Annotated in this window: 13 protein-coding genes; 2 read left to right on the plus strand and 11 right to left on the minus strand. The window is 59.9% G+C overall.

Annotation, left to right across the window (positions count from 1 at the left end; translation table 11 throughout):
* Positions 1–91: 91 nt before the first annotated feature.
* The 5 genes from N5D22_RS24725 to N5D22_RS24745 form a co-directional block, all read right to left on the minus strand.
* The gene (locus N5D22_RS24725) at positions 92–1,399 is read right to left on the minus strand and encodes an MFS transporter (RefSeq protein WP_279659053.1); all 1,308 of its coding nucleotides are present in this window, start codon (positions 1,397–1,399) and stop codon (positions 92–94) included.
* Positions 1,400–1,502: 103 nt separating this feature from the next.
* Positions 1,503–3,161 carry a urocanate hydratase gene (locus tag N5D22_RS24730; RefSeq protein ID WP_279658654.1) on the minus strand — a complete coding sequence of 553 codons (1,659 nt, stop codon included), beginning with the start codon at positions 3,159–3,161 and terminating at the stop codon, positions 1,503–1,505.
* Between the two features lie 2 nt (positions 3,162–3,163).
* Positions 3,164–4,255: a DUF917 family protein gene (locus tag N5D22_RS24735; protein WP_279658653.1), complete on the minus strand. Its 1,092-nt coding sequence runs from the start codon at positions 4,253–4,255 to the stop codon at positions 3,164–3,166.
* A gap of 2 nt (positions 4,256–4,257) precedes the next feature.
* Positions 4,258–5,496, minus strand: a complete 1,239-nt coding sequence (locus tag N5D22_RS24740) for a Zn-dependent hydrolase (protein WP_279658652.1) — start codon at positions 5,494–5,496, stop codon at positions 4,258–4,260.
* Positions 5,496–6,878, minus strand: a complete 1,383-nt coding sequence (locus N5D22_RS24745; protein ID WP_279658651.1) for an amidohydrolase family protein — start codon at positions 6,876–6,878, stop codon at positions 5,496–5,498. Before N5D22_RS24745 ends, N5D22_RS24740 begins: the two co-directional genes overlap by 1 nt.
* A 72-nt stretch (positions 6,879–6,950) precedes the next feature.
* Between N5D22_RS24745 and N5D22_RS24750 the strand changes: the two genes are divergently transcribed.
* Entirely contained in the window at positions 6,951–8,171 is a 1,221-nt protein-coding gene (locus N5D22_RS24750) for a LysR family transcriptional regulator (RefSeq protein ID WP_279658650.1), read from the plus strand.
* A gap of 236 nt (positions 8,172–8,407) precedes the next feature.
* On the opposite strand, the gene N5D22_RS24755 is transcribed toward N5D22_RS24750, so the two are convergent.
* Complete coding sequence (locus N5D22_RS24755; RefSeq protein WP_279658649.1) at positions 8,408–8,821, minus strand: helix-turn-helix domain-containing protein; 414 nt, start codon at positions 8,819–8,821, stop codon at positions 8,408–8,410.
* Between the two features lie 89 nt (positions 8,822–8,910).
* Between N5D22_RS24755 and N5D22_RS24760 the strand changes: the two genes are divergently transcribed.
* Positions 8,911–9,795 carry an NmrA/HSCARG family protein gene (locus N5D22_RS24760; protein ID WP_279658648.1) on the plus strand — a complete coding sequence of 295 codons (885 nt, stop codon included), beginning with the start codon at positions 8,911–8,913 and terminating at the stop codon, positions 9,793–9,795.
* A 66-nt stretch (positions 9,796–9,861) separates the two neighbouring features.
* Here the strand turns inward: N5D22_RS24760 and N5D22_RS24765 are convergent, their stop codons facing one another.
* From N5D22_RS24765 to N5D22_RS24785, 5 genes are all read right to left on the minus strand, one after another.
* Positions 9,862–11,811: a MacB family efflux pump subunit gene (locus N5D22_RS24765; protein ID WP_279658647.1), complete on the minus strand. Its 1,950-nt coding sequence runs from the start codon at positions 11,809–11,811 to the stop codon at positions 9,862–9,864.
* Between the two features lie 8 nt (positions 11,812–11,819).
* Complete coding sequence (locus N5D22_RS24770; RefSeq protein ID WP_279658646.1) at positions 11,820–13,013, minus strand: efflux RND transporter periplasmic adaptor subunit; 1,194 nt, start codon at positions 13,011–13,013, stop codon at positions 11,820–11,822.
* 250 nt (positions 13,014–13,263) lie between these two features.
* Positions 13,264–14,613, minus strand: a complete 1,350-nt coding sequence (locus tag N5D22_RS24775; protein WP_279658645.1) for a HAMP domain-containing sensor histidine kinase — start codon at positions 14,611–14,613, stop codon at positions 13,264–13,266.
* A 1-nt stretch (position 14,614) separates the two neighbouring features.
* Entirely contained in the window at positions 14,615–15,307 is a 693-nt protein-coding gene (locus N5D22_RS24780; protein WP_279658644.1) for a response regulator transcription factor, read from the minus strand.
* A 182-nt stretch (positions 15,308–15,489) separates the two neighbouring features.
* On the minus strand, positions 15,490–15,774 hold the full coding sequence (locus tag N5D22_RS24785; RefSeq protein ID WP_279658643.1) for a YMGG-like glycine zipper-containing protein: 285 nt from the start codon (positions 15,772–15,774) through the stop codon (positions 15,490–15,492).
* Between the last annotated feature and the right edge of the window lie 256 nt (positions 15,775–16,030).

The raw sequence follows: 16,030 nt of genomic DNA on the forward strand, positions 1-16,030 counted from the left end.
CGGCGTCGAAGCGGCTTCGCTTCGACTGGAAGTTTTCCAGACATGACGGGTGGAGCAATGGGGGAGCTGGGCCTTGAGCGGCCCATCTCCTTCAGTTCGTGGAATACGGCTTCGGCAGGATCAGGACCGCTATCAGCGATATGAATGCGGCGGCCATGACGTAAAATCCGGGCGCGTGATAACCGATGCCCGTGCTGCCAAGCCAGGTCAGCATCGCCGGGGCAAATCCTCCGAAGATCGTTACGGCGGCATTGTAGGCCAATGACATGCCGGTGGTGCGGATATTAGTCGGGAAAACCTCGGACAGGGTTGCGGGCGCGACCCCGACATATCCCGAGACCATGATGCAGAAGAGGCTTTGCACGATGATGAGCGTCGTCAGCGTCGGTGAGGATTGCAGCCACCAGATCAGGGGGTAGACCGCGACCAGCATTGCGCCGGCGGCAATGGTAAGCATCAAGCGCCGGCCGATCCTGTCCGAAATGCTGCCGGCGCTGACGCAACCGACCGCGAGGAAGACGTTGCCAATCAGCGATGCCGTAAACGCCTCCGAAGGGCTGAAACCGAAAGCACGCTGAACGAAGATCGGCATGTAGATGATCAGCACGTAAACGCAAACCGCCCACAGGATCGAGAAAGCGAAGCCTTTGATCAGATGGCTGAAATAGTCCGAGAAGACGAGCTTCAGGGGTGTTTTGGCGGACTGGTTCTCCAGACTTGCCTGTTCGGCCTGAAAAGCCGGCGTTTCGTCCAGCGTCCTGCGCAGCCACAGGCCCACCGGCGCGATCAATACGCCAATGAAGAACGGAATCCGCCAGCCCCAGTCTCCGATCTCCTGCTCCGTCAGAAGCGAGGTGACCGCAAAGGCGACGAGTGCACCCATGATATTTGAAATCGCCATGCTTGCCTGCAGCCAGGAAGCATATTTGCCTTTTTTGTCGGCTGGCGCATGTTCAACAAGAAAGGCGGCTGCTCCGCCGATTTCTCCGCCCGCAGAGAAGCCCTGAAGGACTCGTCCGGCAAGGATCATGAGCGGCGCTCCCACACCAATCGCGGCATAGGTCGGCGCCACCGCGATAAGCAGGGTGCCCGCCGCCATGATCATGATGGTCAGGAACAGTGCGGCCTTTCGGCCAGCCTTGTCGCCATAGACCCCGATCACGATGGCTCCCAGGGGGCGGATCACGAAGCCCAGCCCAAAGGCGAGGAAGGCTTTCACGAGTTCGACCGTATGATCGCCGCCGGGAAAGAAATTATGGGCGATGTAGATTGCAAACAGCGCATAGACGGTGAAGTCATACCATTCCAGGGCGTTGCCTATCGATGCTGCCGCAACGGCGCGCTCCGGTGATGACCGTCTGGCCGGTGTCACTGACAAATTTTGATATGTTTTTTCCATTATTGTCCCCTCTTGGCCTGCCGGTGCCGGCAGGCAATGTTGATTGGTGATCGTAGTTTTCCGCCCTTCGTGGCGATTGATGGCGTCTCCTCGCTTTGACCTGTCAGATCTGCACGTGATTTATGCCCTTGCTGGCAATTTCATCCTGTGCCTCGGCATAGCCCGCATCCGCGTAACGGATGACGCCGAGCCCGGTATCATTGTCGAGTGATTGCGAGAGCCGGTCGTCAGCCGCTTTGGTGCCGTCAGCGACGATCGTGACCCCTGCCGAGGTCATGAAACCCGCATATCCCCCACCACCGGAATGAAGCGCGACGAGGTCGGCACGCGAAGCGCAGAGCAACATCGCGTCGAGAAGCGGCCAGTCGGCGATGGCGTCCGAGCCGTCAAGCATGTTCTCCGTCATGATGTTCGGATGCGCCATGCCCGCTGAATCGAGGTGATCGCGAGAGAAGGCGACCGGCCCCTTCAATTCGCCCGAAGCGACCAGAGCGTTGACCCGCCGTGCGAGTGCGCTTCGTTCGCCATGGCCGAGCCAGGCGATGCGTGCCGGCAGCCCCTCGAACGGAACATACTTGCGCGCCAGCGAGATCCAGTTGGTAACAATCTTGTTGTCCGGAAACATCTCCAGCACCAGCTCGTCTATCCGCCCAATGTCCGAGGCCTCGCCCGACAGGGCCATCCAGCGGAAGGGACCAATCGCCCGGCAGAACAGCGGGCGCAGATAGGCTTCGGTGAAGACCGGAATGTCGAAGGCGTCAGCAACGCCACCGGCCTGCGCCTGCGTGCGGATCAGATTGCCATTGTCGAAAACCTCCGAGCCGGCCCGCTGGAATTCCAGCATGGCTGTTACCTGTTTGGCAATCGACGCCCTGCCGGCCTCAATCAGCTCATCCGGGTTCTGGCTGCGCAGGCGGCGTACCCGGTCCAGATCATAACCGATTGGAATATAGCCATAAACGAGATCGTGGGCGGAGGTCTGGTCGGTCACGATATCCGGAATGATCCCGCGCGCAGCTATTTCGGGATAGATTTCCGCTGCATTGCCGACAAGGCCAACGGACAGCGCCTCACCCTTCGAACGGGCCTCTTCAATCCGTGCCAGTGCGCTATCGAGATCATCGGCAATCTCGTCGAGATAACCGATATCCTTGCGGGTGCGGGCCCGTTTCGGATTGATCTCCACGCACAGGATAGCCGCGCCCGCCATGCGGCCGGCAAGCGGCTGTGCGCCTCCCATGCCGCCAAGGCCCGCAGTCAATACGAAACGCCCGTTGAGCGTGCCGCCGAAGCGGCGTTCGGCAATGCGCATGAAGATTTCATAGGTGCCCTGAATGACGCCCTGCGAGCCGATATATTGCCATGCCCCCGCAGTCAGGCCGCCCCAGCATATGAGGCCCTTACGTTCGAGAGCATAAAAATTCTCGGCCTTGGCCCATTGGCCGACCATGTTGCAATTGGCCATGATGACCATCGGGGCCTCGGTCGAAGTCTTCATCAAGCCGACCGGCTTTCCCGACTGAATGACAAGCGTCTGATCCTCATCCATGGTCGTCAATGCACGCACGATGGCATCATATGCGGCCTTGTTGCGGGCCGCCTTGCCGAGTGCTGCGTAGACGACGAGGTTTTCCGGGTCTTCACCCACAGCCAGCACGTTTTCCACAAGGCGCAGCAGGGCTTCCTGCCGCCAGCCCTTCGCTCGAAGCTCTGGGCCTGAAGGGATCGGGAAGCCGGGATTGCGGGGATTCTCTCTCGGCATCTTCAAGCCTCCAATGCGTAGTTGGTCAGGTTGATACCCATGACCTTTTCGGGGTGGACATAAATCGCCGGGTCCATCAGGCCCGCGCCGATCGGAATGAGAGTCTTCGGGACATGCAGCAGGTGGATCTTCATGCCGACCTTCAGCTCACCGACAGACAGCGGTTCGATCTCCTGCGACAATGTGGTGATGACGTCCGGAAAGGTTGCGAGACGACGTCCATCGACCGCATCGACCGCCATGTATTCGTTCATCACATGCAGGGTCAGCGCCGCATCGCCCCTGCCGATGGTGACCGTACCGACGTCGAAAGCCTCATTCGTATAAACGACATCCTTCGCCGTGATCTCTCCTTCAATCATGATCCTGCCGCCCGTAGTCGAAAGGATCGCATCGAGAACGGCCGCATGCCCTCGAGGCTCGGCGGCGAGGATTGCCTGACCAAGCTCCAGCGCCTTGGAAATTCCGCCGAGCGCCGCATTCTTCGCGACGTAGCCGGCGCGAACCGGATTGCGGGCCGAGGCGATGAAACCGCCCGACATGTCGGAGGCGGTGCGCAGGATGGGAGAGATACGGCCGGTTGCGCCGCGCGTTACGAGTTCGATATAGCGATTCTGATCGCGATTTCCGCCGACGGCCGTCTGGATCGACTGGTCCGGTTTTCCAGCCATGCCGATTGCCCCCATGTCGCCGGTCGGATGGGCGCGCATGTCACCCACCGCGTCCAGCACCTTGCAACCGAGGATAGCTGAAGGCAGCCATGCGTTGAGGGTCGAGGACTTGCCGTTCTGCCCGATCATCAGGGCCGCGACCTTCGCACCAAGCTCATCCTGCAAAAGCTGCACGGCCTTGACATAATCCACGCCCCGCATTTCCCAGGGCGTCGTGGAGGCAGGCGCGCCGATGGCGGCAGCCGTCGCCACCCAGTCATCTTCGTTCAATTCGTCGATGGAGACGAGTTCCGGCGCACCGGCGTTCACCGCGGCATAGCCCAGCTTCCGTCCGTGGTGGACCCAGCCGCCACCGCCGGCCGCATAGACCGCGCCTCCCCGCACCGCGGGCTCCACATCCTTCTCCGTCAGAATTCTGGCCACTTTCAGCCCTCCCTTTTTCTGTCCAATTCCATAATCGTGTTTGCCAGAACTTCAGCCGCCAAAGCGAGATCGGCCGCATCCGCCCATTCTTCCGGGCAATGGGAACGGCCGTCGCGGCAAGGGACGAAGAGCATCGCCGAAGGGCACAGCCGTGCCATGAATGCCGCATCATGGCCCGCGCCCGACACCATCTTGCGATAGGGCGTGTCCAGCCCGTCGGCGGCCTTTGCCAGCATCTTCTGCAATCCATCATCCATCTGCACGCCGGGATTGCCGGAAATCAGCCGCGCTTCGATCGTGTTTTCGCCGTCCGCGTCAAGTCCGGTCAGCCAGGATACGAATGCTTCCTTGTCTTCGGCCCGCTCGGCGCGGATATCAACCAGCATGCGGACCCGGCCCGGCACCACATTGGCGGCATTGGGGGATATCTCGAACTCGCCCACAGTTGCGGTAAAATGCCCGGGACCACCGGAAAGCTCAGTCGCGTACCGCTCGATCTCATTCACGATCCGCGCCGCAGCGACAAGGGCATCCGCACGCAACCCCATCGGAGTTGTGCCGGCATGATCCGGACGGCCCTTAACCTCGATCTCGACGCGATTGATGCCGACAATGGTTGTCACCACCCCGAGCGCAATTTTTTCCCGTTCGAGAACCGGCCCCTGCTCGATGTGCAGTTCCAGAAAGGCCTTCAGATCATCAGCCAAAGGAGCTTCAAGAGTTTCCGGCTTGCCGCCCACGTCACATATGGCCGTCGCCAGATCGCGCCCGTCGCTGATACGCCTCAGCCAGTCCCGCGGCAGAACACCCGCCATCGCTCGCGAACCGATGCAGGAAACGCCGAAAATGGAGACTTCTTCAGCAAGAAAATCGACGACGGCAAGGTTATGCCGCAAGGCGACATCGCGCCGTGAAAGAATACGTGCGACCTCCAATGCAACGACGACGCCGGCAACACCGTCAAAACGTCCACCATCCGGCACGGTGTCGGAATGCGAGCCCAGCATGATCGTTCCGGCCTGCGGTTCCGTGCCTTCGCGGCGGCCGATCAGGTTCCCGCCCGCATCCGTCGAGACATTCAATCCTTCACTCAGGAAACGCCGCCGAAGATAGTCGCGCCCTTCATCGAAACGGGGCGAGAAGGCGCGGCGGGTCCAGGGACGTTCCGGATCGGTAATCTGCGCCAGCGCGTCGATATCCGCTTCTATGTCCTTTATCGATGCATCGAGATTGCGGCGCATCACAACAGCCCCTTGCGCAGTCCAAGCGTTTCGGGCGGCCGCACAAAAATGCCGGTTCCCGGCGCAGCCAGCACGTTTTCACCGTCGAAGACCATCTCGCCCCGCCGCCAGGTGGCTGCGACCGTCCAGGGAAGTTCCATGCCGTGATAAGGCGACCACCCCGCAATGGAGTGTGGACTGGTGGCTGCGTCATACACCACGGGCCGATCGACCAGCACCATGACGTCAGCGTCGCGCCCGACCTGCAGCCCGCCTTTCTGGTGGTCCAGACGAAAATGCCGGGCCGGATTTTCAGCCATAAGCCGAGCCGCCCACACCAGCGGCACACCGCGTGCGATCGCGCCCTTGACGAAGAGCGGCACCATCACTTCCAGCCCCGGGACGCCAGAGGCATTTTTCAGCATATCGGGATTGGTCTTGCGGTCTTCGCTCCAGCTTACATGATCGGTGGACACCATCGACACCCGCCCTTCCGCCAGATGGCGCCAGATCGCCTCCACTTCTTTGCGGGGGCGTATCGGCGGATTGATCTTGGCCTTGCCGCCAAGCCGCGCGACATCGTTCTCCTCATCCAGAACAAGGTAGTGAATGCAGCATTCGATGGAGGAATACCGGCCGTTCCTGCGATACATCTCGGCGATTTCGTAACCGCGGCTGACGGAGCAATGGACGACATGCGCCGGACAATCCGTCTCGGCGCCGGTTTCGTAAATCTGCAGCATCGCCAGCGTCTCGGCCAATTCGGGACGTGACAGACCGTGCGCACGCCAGTCGGTTATGCCGGATGCTTCGACCTCGGAAATCGCGGCGCGGACATAGGCGTCGTCCTCATTGTGCACGCCTGCGGCAAGCCCGGTCTTTGCAATCTCGGCGAAACAGGCGCGAAGCAGCGCAGGTGGGATACGCGGAAAGCGTTGGGGATCCGTGCCGAAAGTCGAAAACTTGTAGGCGCAAACTCCCGCCGCAGCCTGTTCGGCAATGCGGGCGGGACCCTCTTGCGGATCGACAGTGCCATAAAGCGCGACGTCGATGCGCGCCTCCGCGTCGATCATCGCGACCTTGCGCCCGACGGCCTCGGCGGAACACACAAGATTGCCCTCATCATAGGGCATGTCCACGATTGTCGTGACGCCGCCCGCCGCCGCCGCACGGGTCGAAGCCGCAAAACCCTCGGCCCCCTTCTGCGACAGCGAATGCACCTGTGCATCAATGGCGCCAGGCAATATAAGGCCGGTGCCGAAATCATGATTTTCTCGTCCAGCCGGCGCGGGGCCTTCTCCGATGAGTGCCGTTTTCCCCTCGCGAATGGCCACGAAACCTCGAGAAATCTCGCGATCGGTCAGAATGACTCGCCCCGCCAGAACCGTATCGAAATCCGCCATGTCGTCCTCCTGTCATATTTCGACTATGAGGCACAATTAAATTAGTGGTATATCCCAAAATCCGGACAGACGATGCCGAAATGGGAAGATCGAAACGAGGCGTGGGCGGTGAAGGTTTCGACGATTCTTTTATGTGACCAGGTGGTTCGCCTCGGCGGCATCCACCTTGCGTCCAACGCAACGGGAATTCCGGTTTCGACTGTATCGGATGCCGTCAGCCGCCTGGAAACCGCCCTCTCCGTCAGGCTTTTTGTCCAGGGCGCAAAAGGCCTGATCCTGACGGCCGAAGGCGGGAGACTTGGCCCTTATCTCGCGCAGGCCGCCTATGAAATCTTCACGATCCATGGCGCGTGCGGCGATGACCATACGAAAGATATTTATCAGAGAAGCGTGTCGCTGATTGCACTCTTCCGCTTCGTGGACATTCTCGAATCGGGCTCGATCCGTAAATCCGCATTGAGGCTTCAAATCGGGCAACCACAGCTGACGCGGATGATGGCGATGCTGGAGGACAATCTGGGCGTCCGGCTTTTTGAACGGACCCGCAGCGGCTCGCTCGCATCGCCCGAGGCGCTTCGCATATCGCCCCACGTCAACAAGTTACGCGATATCTGGGCTGCGCTGGACTCCACATCCGCCCTGCGTTTCAAGCGGCATTTGCGGCATTGGTCATTCGGCGGCATTCCTCCCGCAACGACGGACAGCCCGTCGGCAATTATTCTGGCGCGCATTGCCGCCAACTGGGCAAGGCGTTTCGACACACCGCTGCTGATGCAGCCCGGACTTGCAGACAGCCTGCTGGAAGGGCTTGAACAGCAGCGATACGATGCAGTCCTTGTCGACATGCCAGTCAACAATTCTCGCCTGCGCAGCCGTGAGGTTTTGCGCAGCCACCTTTCATGTTTCCTGCAGCATGAAGCACCTGAACTGACGGATGCAGATTCGCCGTCACAGATGCGCGAGGCGATCCTCAAACACCGCCTGGTACTGCCTTCCCGCGCCTCCGGACTTCGCCAGACGGCCGAGAGCTTTCTCGAACACCTGCTTGGGCCAACCTGGCTATCAAAGGTGCAGTTGATAGAAATCGACAGCATACCGGTGGCGGTGCAACTGATTGTCAGCCACGGATATTGTTCGATATTACCGTCCGCCGTGGGAATAACCTCCCCCAAGGTGACGAAAATCCCATTACCGATGGCATTTTCCGTTCCATTGCTATTAGCCTGGCGCGCCGATGACAGAGGCACAGATATGGCGCAGCGCGTTCTTCAGCTGCTTGATATGACGAACTGATGGTGGCCGGGCGAGCTCGGCTCCAGCAACCCGGGTTCAAGAAATCCCGTATGTCGACTGATTAAACGCTTGGTCCAGAAACCGAACGCGCCTATCCGTAAAAATATCTCTAGTCAGTAGCCATCGACTTCCAGCACGCCTCCCCAAGGCGTTGCCTCTGACGGATGCCGACTTGAGGTCTACGCTGGCCTCAGAACCGACATCTGACCTTCTCAGCCAATTTCGGTCACTTGGATTTACAACTCCGCCCGGTCGTAAGCGCGCCGGCGCGCTCTGATGGTGTCCAGATTGTCGTGAACCCAGAAGTTAAATCCCTCAAGGGCGCGCAAAGCTCCATGGGCGATCTCTGTCAGTTCGTACTCGACACGCGGCGGCACTTCGGGAAAATAGTGACGCACGACAAATCCCTCACGCTCGAGATTACGCAGCGTGAGCGTCAGCATGCGCTGGGTGATCTCACCGACCTCTTTTCTCAATGTCGAAAAGCGGAGCCGATGATCTTCCGCGAGAGAAAGACGCCAAAGAACCGGCACAGTCCATTTGTCACTCAGCAGGCTGCAGACCCCGTTTGACGGGATGGGTCTGAAGTGTCTGTCGTTTTCTGATCCGCACGATGGGCCGGCATCGATCTGTTCTTCCAAGGGTATCATCCCTGTGCCTGATGCTAAAAAATGTGCCGTCTTCCGGCAGAATTACATTCGTATATATAGACGGTCCTAGTTTAACGCGAGGGCTTCAAGTGACCAATAGCAAGCACCCCATTCTGGTTTTCGGCGCTACCGGAAGGCAGGGAGGATCTGTCGCCAAAGCCTTGTTGAAGGCGGGATGGCCTGTTCGCGCACTCGTTCCGGATTCCACCAAAGCTGCATCGCTGCAATTGCAGAATTCAGGCGTCGAGCTTGTGCAGGGTTCATTTGAAGAGACCAAAGTAGTCCGCACAGCGATGAAAGACGCTTACGGTGTCTTTAGCGTACTACCAGCCAGCCTGGCTGCCGAAGACGAAGTCCGTCATGGTATATCGATTGCGGATATCGCTGCTGAAACCGGCATCGACCATTTTGTTTATTCGTCAGGCGCCAGCGTGGGGAATGAACTGACAGGCGTTCCGCGTTTCGACGCCAAGCCTCGTATCGAAGCCCATATTCGACAGCTCGACATGACCACGACCATCATCCGGCCGATGATTTTCATGGAAATGTTGGTGCGACCTGGCTTCGGTCTGGATGAGAGCCGGCTGGTGTCCCTGATCCGACCCGATCATTCCATTCAGCTTACCGCCGTGGAAGACATCGGCAAGTTTGTCGCTGCCGTGCTTGCCGACAAGTCACGCTTCGGCGGGGCAACACTTAAGATCGCCAGCGATCGACTGACCGGCCCCGAGCTTGAGGCCGCCTTCAGCGAAGCAGCCGGTCGCTCGATAACCTATGAACGGTTTCCCGATGACGTTCTCGCTGCAAACACGGATCTCGCGCATATGGCAGAGAGCCTGGTAGCCGGGCCGCTCGCCGAGCTCGTCGATCTGAAAGTTATGCGCGAAATTAACCCCAACCTTCTCACTTTCAGGTCCTGGCTCGCTGGCAATGGGCGCAAGCTGCTCGATGCAGCCTTGCAACCGTCGGTCTAGTGACATACGCCAGCCTCAATAATGACAAGCGAATCACAACGCCACCAAGCAGACGCTTGCAGTTCATCAGTCGCGCGCCAAGGCTTCGATCGGGTCCAGCTTTGCCGCATTGCGGGCCGGAAGGAAGCCGAAGACAATTCCGATCAGGGTTGAGCAGGCGAAGGCCACCATGATGGAGCCCGAAGAGAAGATCATTTTGAAGTCGGGGCTCAGCAAATTGAAAAGAGCGCTGATCCCGAGGGCGAGCATCACTCCCATGAAGCCGCCGACAAGGCAGACCATGACGGCCTCGATCAGGAACTGGGAAAGGATGTCGCTGCGGCGCGCCCCGACAGCCACACGAACGCCGATCTCCTTGGTACGTTCGGTCACGGACACCAGCATGATATTCATCACGCCGATGCCGCCGACAATCAGCGAGATCACGGCGACTGACGAAATCAGCAGCGTCAGGGTTTGCGTGGTGGTCTCGATAGTCTCGCGAATGGTCGCCGAGTTGGTGAGGAAGAAGTCTTTCGCGCCATGCCGACGCTCGATAAGGCGGGAAACTGCGGCCTCGACATTGCCCGGATCGACATCGTCTCTGATACGGACCGTTATGCCGTCGACATTCGGACGACCCAGCATGCGGCCCATGACGGTTGTGTAGGGCGCATAAACGGTCAACGTATCAACCGCCGGGCCGAAGGAGTTTTCCCGTTTCGTCACACCCACAACCCTCGCCGGCATTGTGCCCAGAAGGATGACCTGCCCCACCGGGTTTACCCGGTCTGGAAACAGGTCTCGCGCGGCGTTTGCATCAATCACCACATTCTGGCTGTAGGCGATAACGTCCTGGGCGTCGAACAGTTGTCCCTGCGCCAGCTCGAGACCCCGTACACGAAAGAAGTCCGCGCCAACTCCGGTGACTGACGCATTGACGGCCACGGCGGCGCGCTTGACAGTTACGCTCGTCGTAACTGTTGGTGTCACGCTGTCGACATAGGGCTGGTTTACCAGCGCTTCGGCATCGGCGGGAACCAGCGTCCGTATCTTGCCCGCTTCCAGATCGCCGAAGCCTTTACCGGCCCGCACCTCGATCGTGTTGGTGCCAAGCGAACTGATACTGCTCAGGATTTGTTGCTGCGAGCCGGCTCCCAGCGCCGAAATAGCCGCCACCGAGGCGATACCGATGATGATGCCGAGCATGGTCAGAAGCGAGCGCATCTTGTGCGCCCATATTGCCGCGCCCGCCATACGAAAGGCCTCAGTCATCCGGTCAATTGCACCCCGCCAGCCACCGCCCGGCGCGTGCTCGCGGATGGGACGGGCCGTCGCGGCGGATTTGGATATATTGCGCTCGTCGGAAATGATAACGCCGTCGCTGATCTCGACGACCCGATCCGCATGTTCGGCGATCTTCTTGTCGTGAGTGACGAGAATGATGGTGTGCCCCTCGGCGTGAAGCTCGCGCAGGATCTTCATGACTTCGGCGCCACTGTGCGTATCCAGCGCTCCGGTCGGTTCGTCGGCCAGAATTATCTCGCCGCCATTCATCAGGGCGCGGGCGATCGACACCCGCTGCTGCTGGCCGCCCGAAAGCTTGCCGGGGATATTGCCCGTCCGCTCGGCGAGGCCCAGCCGGGTCAACAAGGAGATCGCTCGCTTGTGCCGGTCGGATCGGCTGCGTCCGGCATAGATGGCCGGCACCTCGACGTTGCTGGCCGCGCTGAGATCGCCAAGCAGATGATAGCGCTGGAAGATGAAACCAAAACGCTCACGGCGTAGCGTCGCCAGTTCGTCCACGGACATCTTCGACGTCTCGCGCCCTTCGATCCAGTAGCTACCGTCCGTCGGACGATCGAGACAGCCAAGGATGTTCATCAGCGTCGACTTGCCGGAGCCAGAAGCACCGATGATCGCCATCATTTCGCCGGCCTCGATGTCGAGGTCGACGTCTTTCAGCACCCGCACCATCTCGTCGCCTGCGGGGAAAGCGCGGGATACCCCACGTACGCGGATCAGTGGTTCCGTCATAGCGCGCCCTACCGCTTCGCTGCGGCCAGTTGAGCCTGGCCATCCGTGCGTTCGTCCGTGGACGCTCCCAGGACGATGGTCTCGCCTGCCTGAAGACCGCTAAGGATCTGGATGTCCGCGCCGTTATCGATGCCGACCTGGACCTGCCGGATCTGGACCTCGCCCATCGCGTCCAGTATGCGCACACGCGCCGTATCGCCGGCCCGGGGCGCCCCTTCCACTGCGCTGAGCGGAACCAGCACGGCGCCGCTGACGCGGCTCAAGATGATGGACACCTGCGCCGTCATGGACGGCCGCAGCACCCCGTCCGCATTCGCCACGTCGATCAGCCCGGTGTAATAGACCGCGCCGTTGGTTGAGCCAATCCGGCTCGCGGCGGCGTTGCTCTCGTTGGCGATGGAGGCTGGGGCCGGTTCCACCTGTCGCAACTCCCCATCGAAACGGCGCTTCGGATCGCCAAGAATGCTGAACCAGACCGGCAGGCCCCGCCGCACACGCACAACGTCAGCCTCGGAGATATCCGCGCGCACCGTCATTGTGTCCAATCGTGCGATCATGACGATGGTCGGCGCGGTCTGCAGGGCATTCACGGTTTGGCCCTCGTCAGTGACGATCGCAACCACTGTGCCGGCGATTGGGGCGGTGATGCGCGTATAGTCCAGTTCTATACCCGCAGACTCCAGCGCGACCTGCGCTTGGGAGACCTGAGCGTCCAACGACTGAACCTCAGCCCGCGCGGTGTCTCGCATCGCAACCGCGGCGTCATACTGGGCGCGCGGCGTGGAACCACCTGCCAGCAGGTCACGCTCGCGCTCGAAATCCTTCTCGGCTTTCACCAGACCGGCGCTGCGTGCGGCGTGAACGGCGCGGATGTTCGCCAGAGCGGCCTCGCGGTCCCGCAAGGTGTTGCGCCGGGTCTGGGAATCGATCTCGGCCACCAATTGGCCAGCCTCGACGATGTCACCGATCTTGACAGCCAGATGCTCAATGCGACCCGAGGCCTGGGCGCCGACACGCACCAGCTCGAGCGGTTCGAGAACCCCGGTCGCCAGCACCACCTCTTCAATGTCACCCGTTCGCGCCTGCGCCGTCACCAGTTCAGGCTTCGCCGGCGGACGCAGAAACAGGAACCAGACGACCAGCAGACCGACAAGGACCGCCGCCGCCAGGATGAAACCCTTGCGGGTAATGTGTCGTGCCATTAGATATTGGTCCACGCTATTGAAATTTGCGGGCTTTCTCTGTCACGAGAGTTACCTGAAAATTACGGGGAGCGGTCGTCGTGCCTGATCCGTTTGGCACGCGCTGTAAAATCAGCCGATCGGCAAAGGGTGCTTGCAATGTGGATGCCGCACCAGAGATTGCGCGCCAGAGACATCAAGCAATCGCGGCCATGCTCAGCCAACGTCGACGGACGAAGATGCCTTGACCGGTTGGCGCAGACGACGGGCCCTACCGCTGCTGGAAAACGCGCTTCTCGCGCCAGCGCACGGCAAATGTGCTGCCCTTGCCTGGAGCGGACGAAAGCTCAACGTAGCCGCCGTGACGGGTCACGATCTCGTTGACCATGCTGAGCCCCAGGCCCGCACCTGAGCCGTGAGGGCTGACCCGGTAGAACGGTTCGAATATGCGCGATTGCTTGTCGCCGGCGATTCCGCAGCCCTGATCGGCGACAGTCACGCTGCCATCAGCCTCGATACTGACCGATATCTGTCCTTTTCCACCTCCGTACTGGACTGCATTACGCACCAGATTGACGAATGCACGCTCCAGAGCTTCGGCATCACCGGGAACGAACAGGTTTTCCGCGTCGCTGTCGAAAGAAATCTCATAACCTTCGGCGATCGCCAGCGGAGCAAGGTCGGCGACCACCTTCGACACAACACTGTTGAGATCGACAGGTGCATTCTGCTGGGGCTTCTGCCGGTACTTCTCGGTGTCGAGAAGCTGGTTCGCGATCGCCGTTAGTCGCTTGATGGCCGTCTGCAGGTGTGTCTTGTCCGCACCTGGTGAAAGCGTATCGATTCTCACCTGCAGGACAGCAATCGGCGTTCGAAGTTCATGGGCGGCGTTGACGAAGAAGCGCTCCGTCGACTCGAAGCCGCTATCGAGACGACGCAGCGCCCTGTTGATGTCGCGCACCAGACGAAGCACCTCATTGGGCAAGCCCCGCTCTTCCACCAGGGCGCCACGTGTGTCGAGATCGATCCTGTCGAGACGCCTGGTCAGGTCGCTGAAGGACCGCAAAGCCCAGCGTGTGACAAACGGGACGCCAATCAGGGAAATAGCGACGAGGATCAGCGCCGGCACGCCGATGGCAAGGTTCCCCAACAGCACGGTCACACCATATTGGGACATCGAAACACCGCCGGCAAAAATCGTTGCCTCACCGGCCTCTGTGTCGAAACGCTCCATGCGGGCGACACTCAGCGGATCGTTCAGGTCACCATGGAGCTCGACACTTCTGAACGCCCGCAGGAATGGCATGTTGTCGGCAATTTTCCCGGGAGGCGCGCCGTGTGCAAGGACAATATCTTTTCCAAGGTCTGCCACGAACCACAGGTCAGGCGCTTCCTCCATAATTTCTTTAAGCTCGGCCGTCGGAACCAGATGGGGTCGGCCATTCGGCTCGAGACGAACCGAGTCTGCGATTTCCTGAGACAGCCAGATGGACGTGATCGCCACATCGGGCTTGAGGCCAGAAAGGAGATAGAAAACCAGGCTGAGCGAGGCGATGACCGCGCAGAGCTGCAGGACAATAAAACCAAAAGTGAATCGCCAGCGAAGGGATGTGCTGGTCATCCTATTTCTGCTCATGAAGGTAGTAGCCTATGCCACGAATGTTCTTGATAACAATGTCGGCCTCCGCTTCGCCAAGCTTTCGGCGCAGGCGAGACATATTGGATTCCAGTGAGTTCGACTGGATCTCATCGTCAAAGGAATAGACCTGCCCCTCAAGGGACGAGCGCAACACGGTACGACCACGGTTTCTCAAAAGAGTTTCGATGATAAGCAGTTCCCTTCGGGTGAGCGCAAGCCTGACGCCGTTGACGTGCACATCGCACGAAACACGATCATAGGTGACGTTTCCCGCCGACAGGACGAACGGGCCCGTTGTCGGCACCCGCCTCAGCACAGCGCTCATTCTGGCAATCAGCTCGGGAATTTCGAACGGCTTCGGCAAATAGTCATCGGCACCGTCATTGAGGCCGGAAATTCGCTCGTCGGTCGACCTCAGAGCGGAGATGATGATCGATCGCGTATTTGAACCCGTGCGGTGCAAATCGGCGAGGAAGGTACTGCCATCACCATCCGGCAGTTGCCGGTCGATAAGGACAATATCGTAGTCCGCCATGGCGATTGCTTCCCGTGCCGTTGCCAGATCACCAACAGCGTCCAGCACGATGCCATGCTGCGAGAGGGCCGTCCTCAAGGCATCCGTCATTTCCGGATCGTCTTCGATAAGCAGAAGTTTCATAGTGGCCTGATCGTGCAAGTCCCGGACAGCTGTTCCCAGGAATTCTAACAGCAAATTTATATGTATGGTTCAGATAAACTCGACTGCCATGACCGACTGGCCGCCAAGTCAATCGGCGGTCCAGATGTCCGGCACCGGGGAACCGAAACCTGCTGAGTATCCAGCCGGCTTTTAGCCCCCCCGTCGCCAAGACCCGCTCCTTATCGGCAGCGGCCGTAGTTATCCCGATATCTGCAACCGTAGTCGCGCCGGTCCCGATTTTCCCAGCGATCGCGGCGGTTCCTGTCGTTTCGTTCACTGATGTTCCCAATGACAGCCCCTCCCGCGCCACCCGCGGCGGCTCCCACTGCAGCACCTTGCCACGTGCCGCTTGCCAGCCCGCCAATGATTGCACCACTGGCCGCACCAATACCGGCGCCCTTTTCCGTCTGGCTGCACGCCGTCAGCGTTAAACAAACGAATACGCCTGAAATGATTTTTTTCATGTCTGTCCTTTCGATCCATCGCCGCTACGGTCGCCCGTCGACCGTTGAGACGCACCAAGGCGGAGACGTATGGACACCGAAAATTACGTGGAAGTTACGCAGAGCCGTCGGTATCGACACCGGTCGAAAGCGCAAATTCGTGCAGGAAGCGCGTCTTCGCGATAAGTCATTCTCAGGCAACTCCGCCCGCCTGATCGATAGGGCATGCTCTTGGCGACACCCCTGGTTATGAGGCGCACGAGACGACGAACGGCCC

The organism is Agrobacterium sp. GD03872 (assembly GCF_029840625.1).
In the GTDB taxonomy this organism is placed as follows: Bacteria; Pseudomonadota; Alphaproteobacteria; order Rhizobiales; family Rhizobiaceae; genus Agrobacterium; species Agrobacterium fabrum_A.

Bases quoted from the DNA above. Each gene is read 5' to 3' on its own strand.
- N5D22_RS24725 (WP_279659053.1), bottom strand. From the start codon at position 1,399: ATGGAAAAAACATATCAAAATTTGTCAGTGACACCGGCCAGACGGTCA.
- N5D22_RS24730 (WP_279658654.1), bottom strand. From the start codon at position 3,161: ATGCCGAGAGAGAATCCCCGCAATCCCGGCTTCCCGATCCCTTCAGGC.
- N5D22_RS24740 (WP_279658652.1), bottom strand. From the start codon at position 5,496: ATGCGCCGCAATCTCGATGCATCGATAAAGGACATAGAAGCGGATATC.
- N5D22_RS24745 (WP_279658651.1), bottom strand. From the start codon at position 6,878: ATGGCGGATTTCGATACGGTTCTGGCGGGGCGAGTCATTCTGACCGAT.
- N5D22_RS24750 (WP_279658650.1), top strand. From the start codon at position 6,951: ATGCCGAAATGGGAAGATCGAAACGAGGCGTGGGCGGTGAAGGTTTCG.
- N5D22_RS24755 (WP_279658649.1), bottom strand. From the start codon at position 8,821: ATGATACCCTTGGAAGAACAGATCGATGCCGGCCCATCGTGCGGATCA.
- N5D22_RS24765 (WP_279658647.1), bottom strand. From the start codon at position 11,811: ATGACGGAACCACTGATCCGCGTACGTGGGGTATCCCGCGCTTTCCCC.
- N5D22_RS24770 (WP_279658646.1), bottom strand. From the start codon at position 13,013: ATGGCACGACACATTACCCGCAAGGGTTTCATCCTGGCGGCGGCGGTC.
- N5D22_RS24775 (WP_279658645.1), bottom strand. From the start codon at position 14,613: ATGACCAGCACATCCCTTCGCTGGCGATTCACTTTTGGTTTTATTGTC.
- N5D22_RS24785 (WP_279658643.1), bottom strand. From the start codon at position 15,774: ATGAAAAAAATCATTTCAGGCGTATTCGTTTGTTTAACGCTGACGGCG.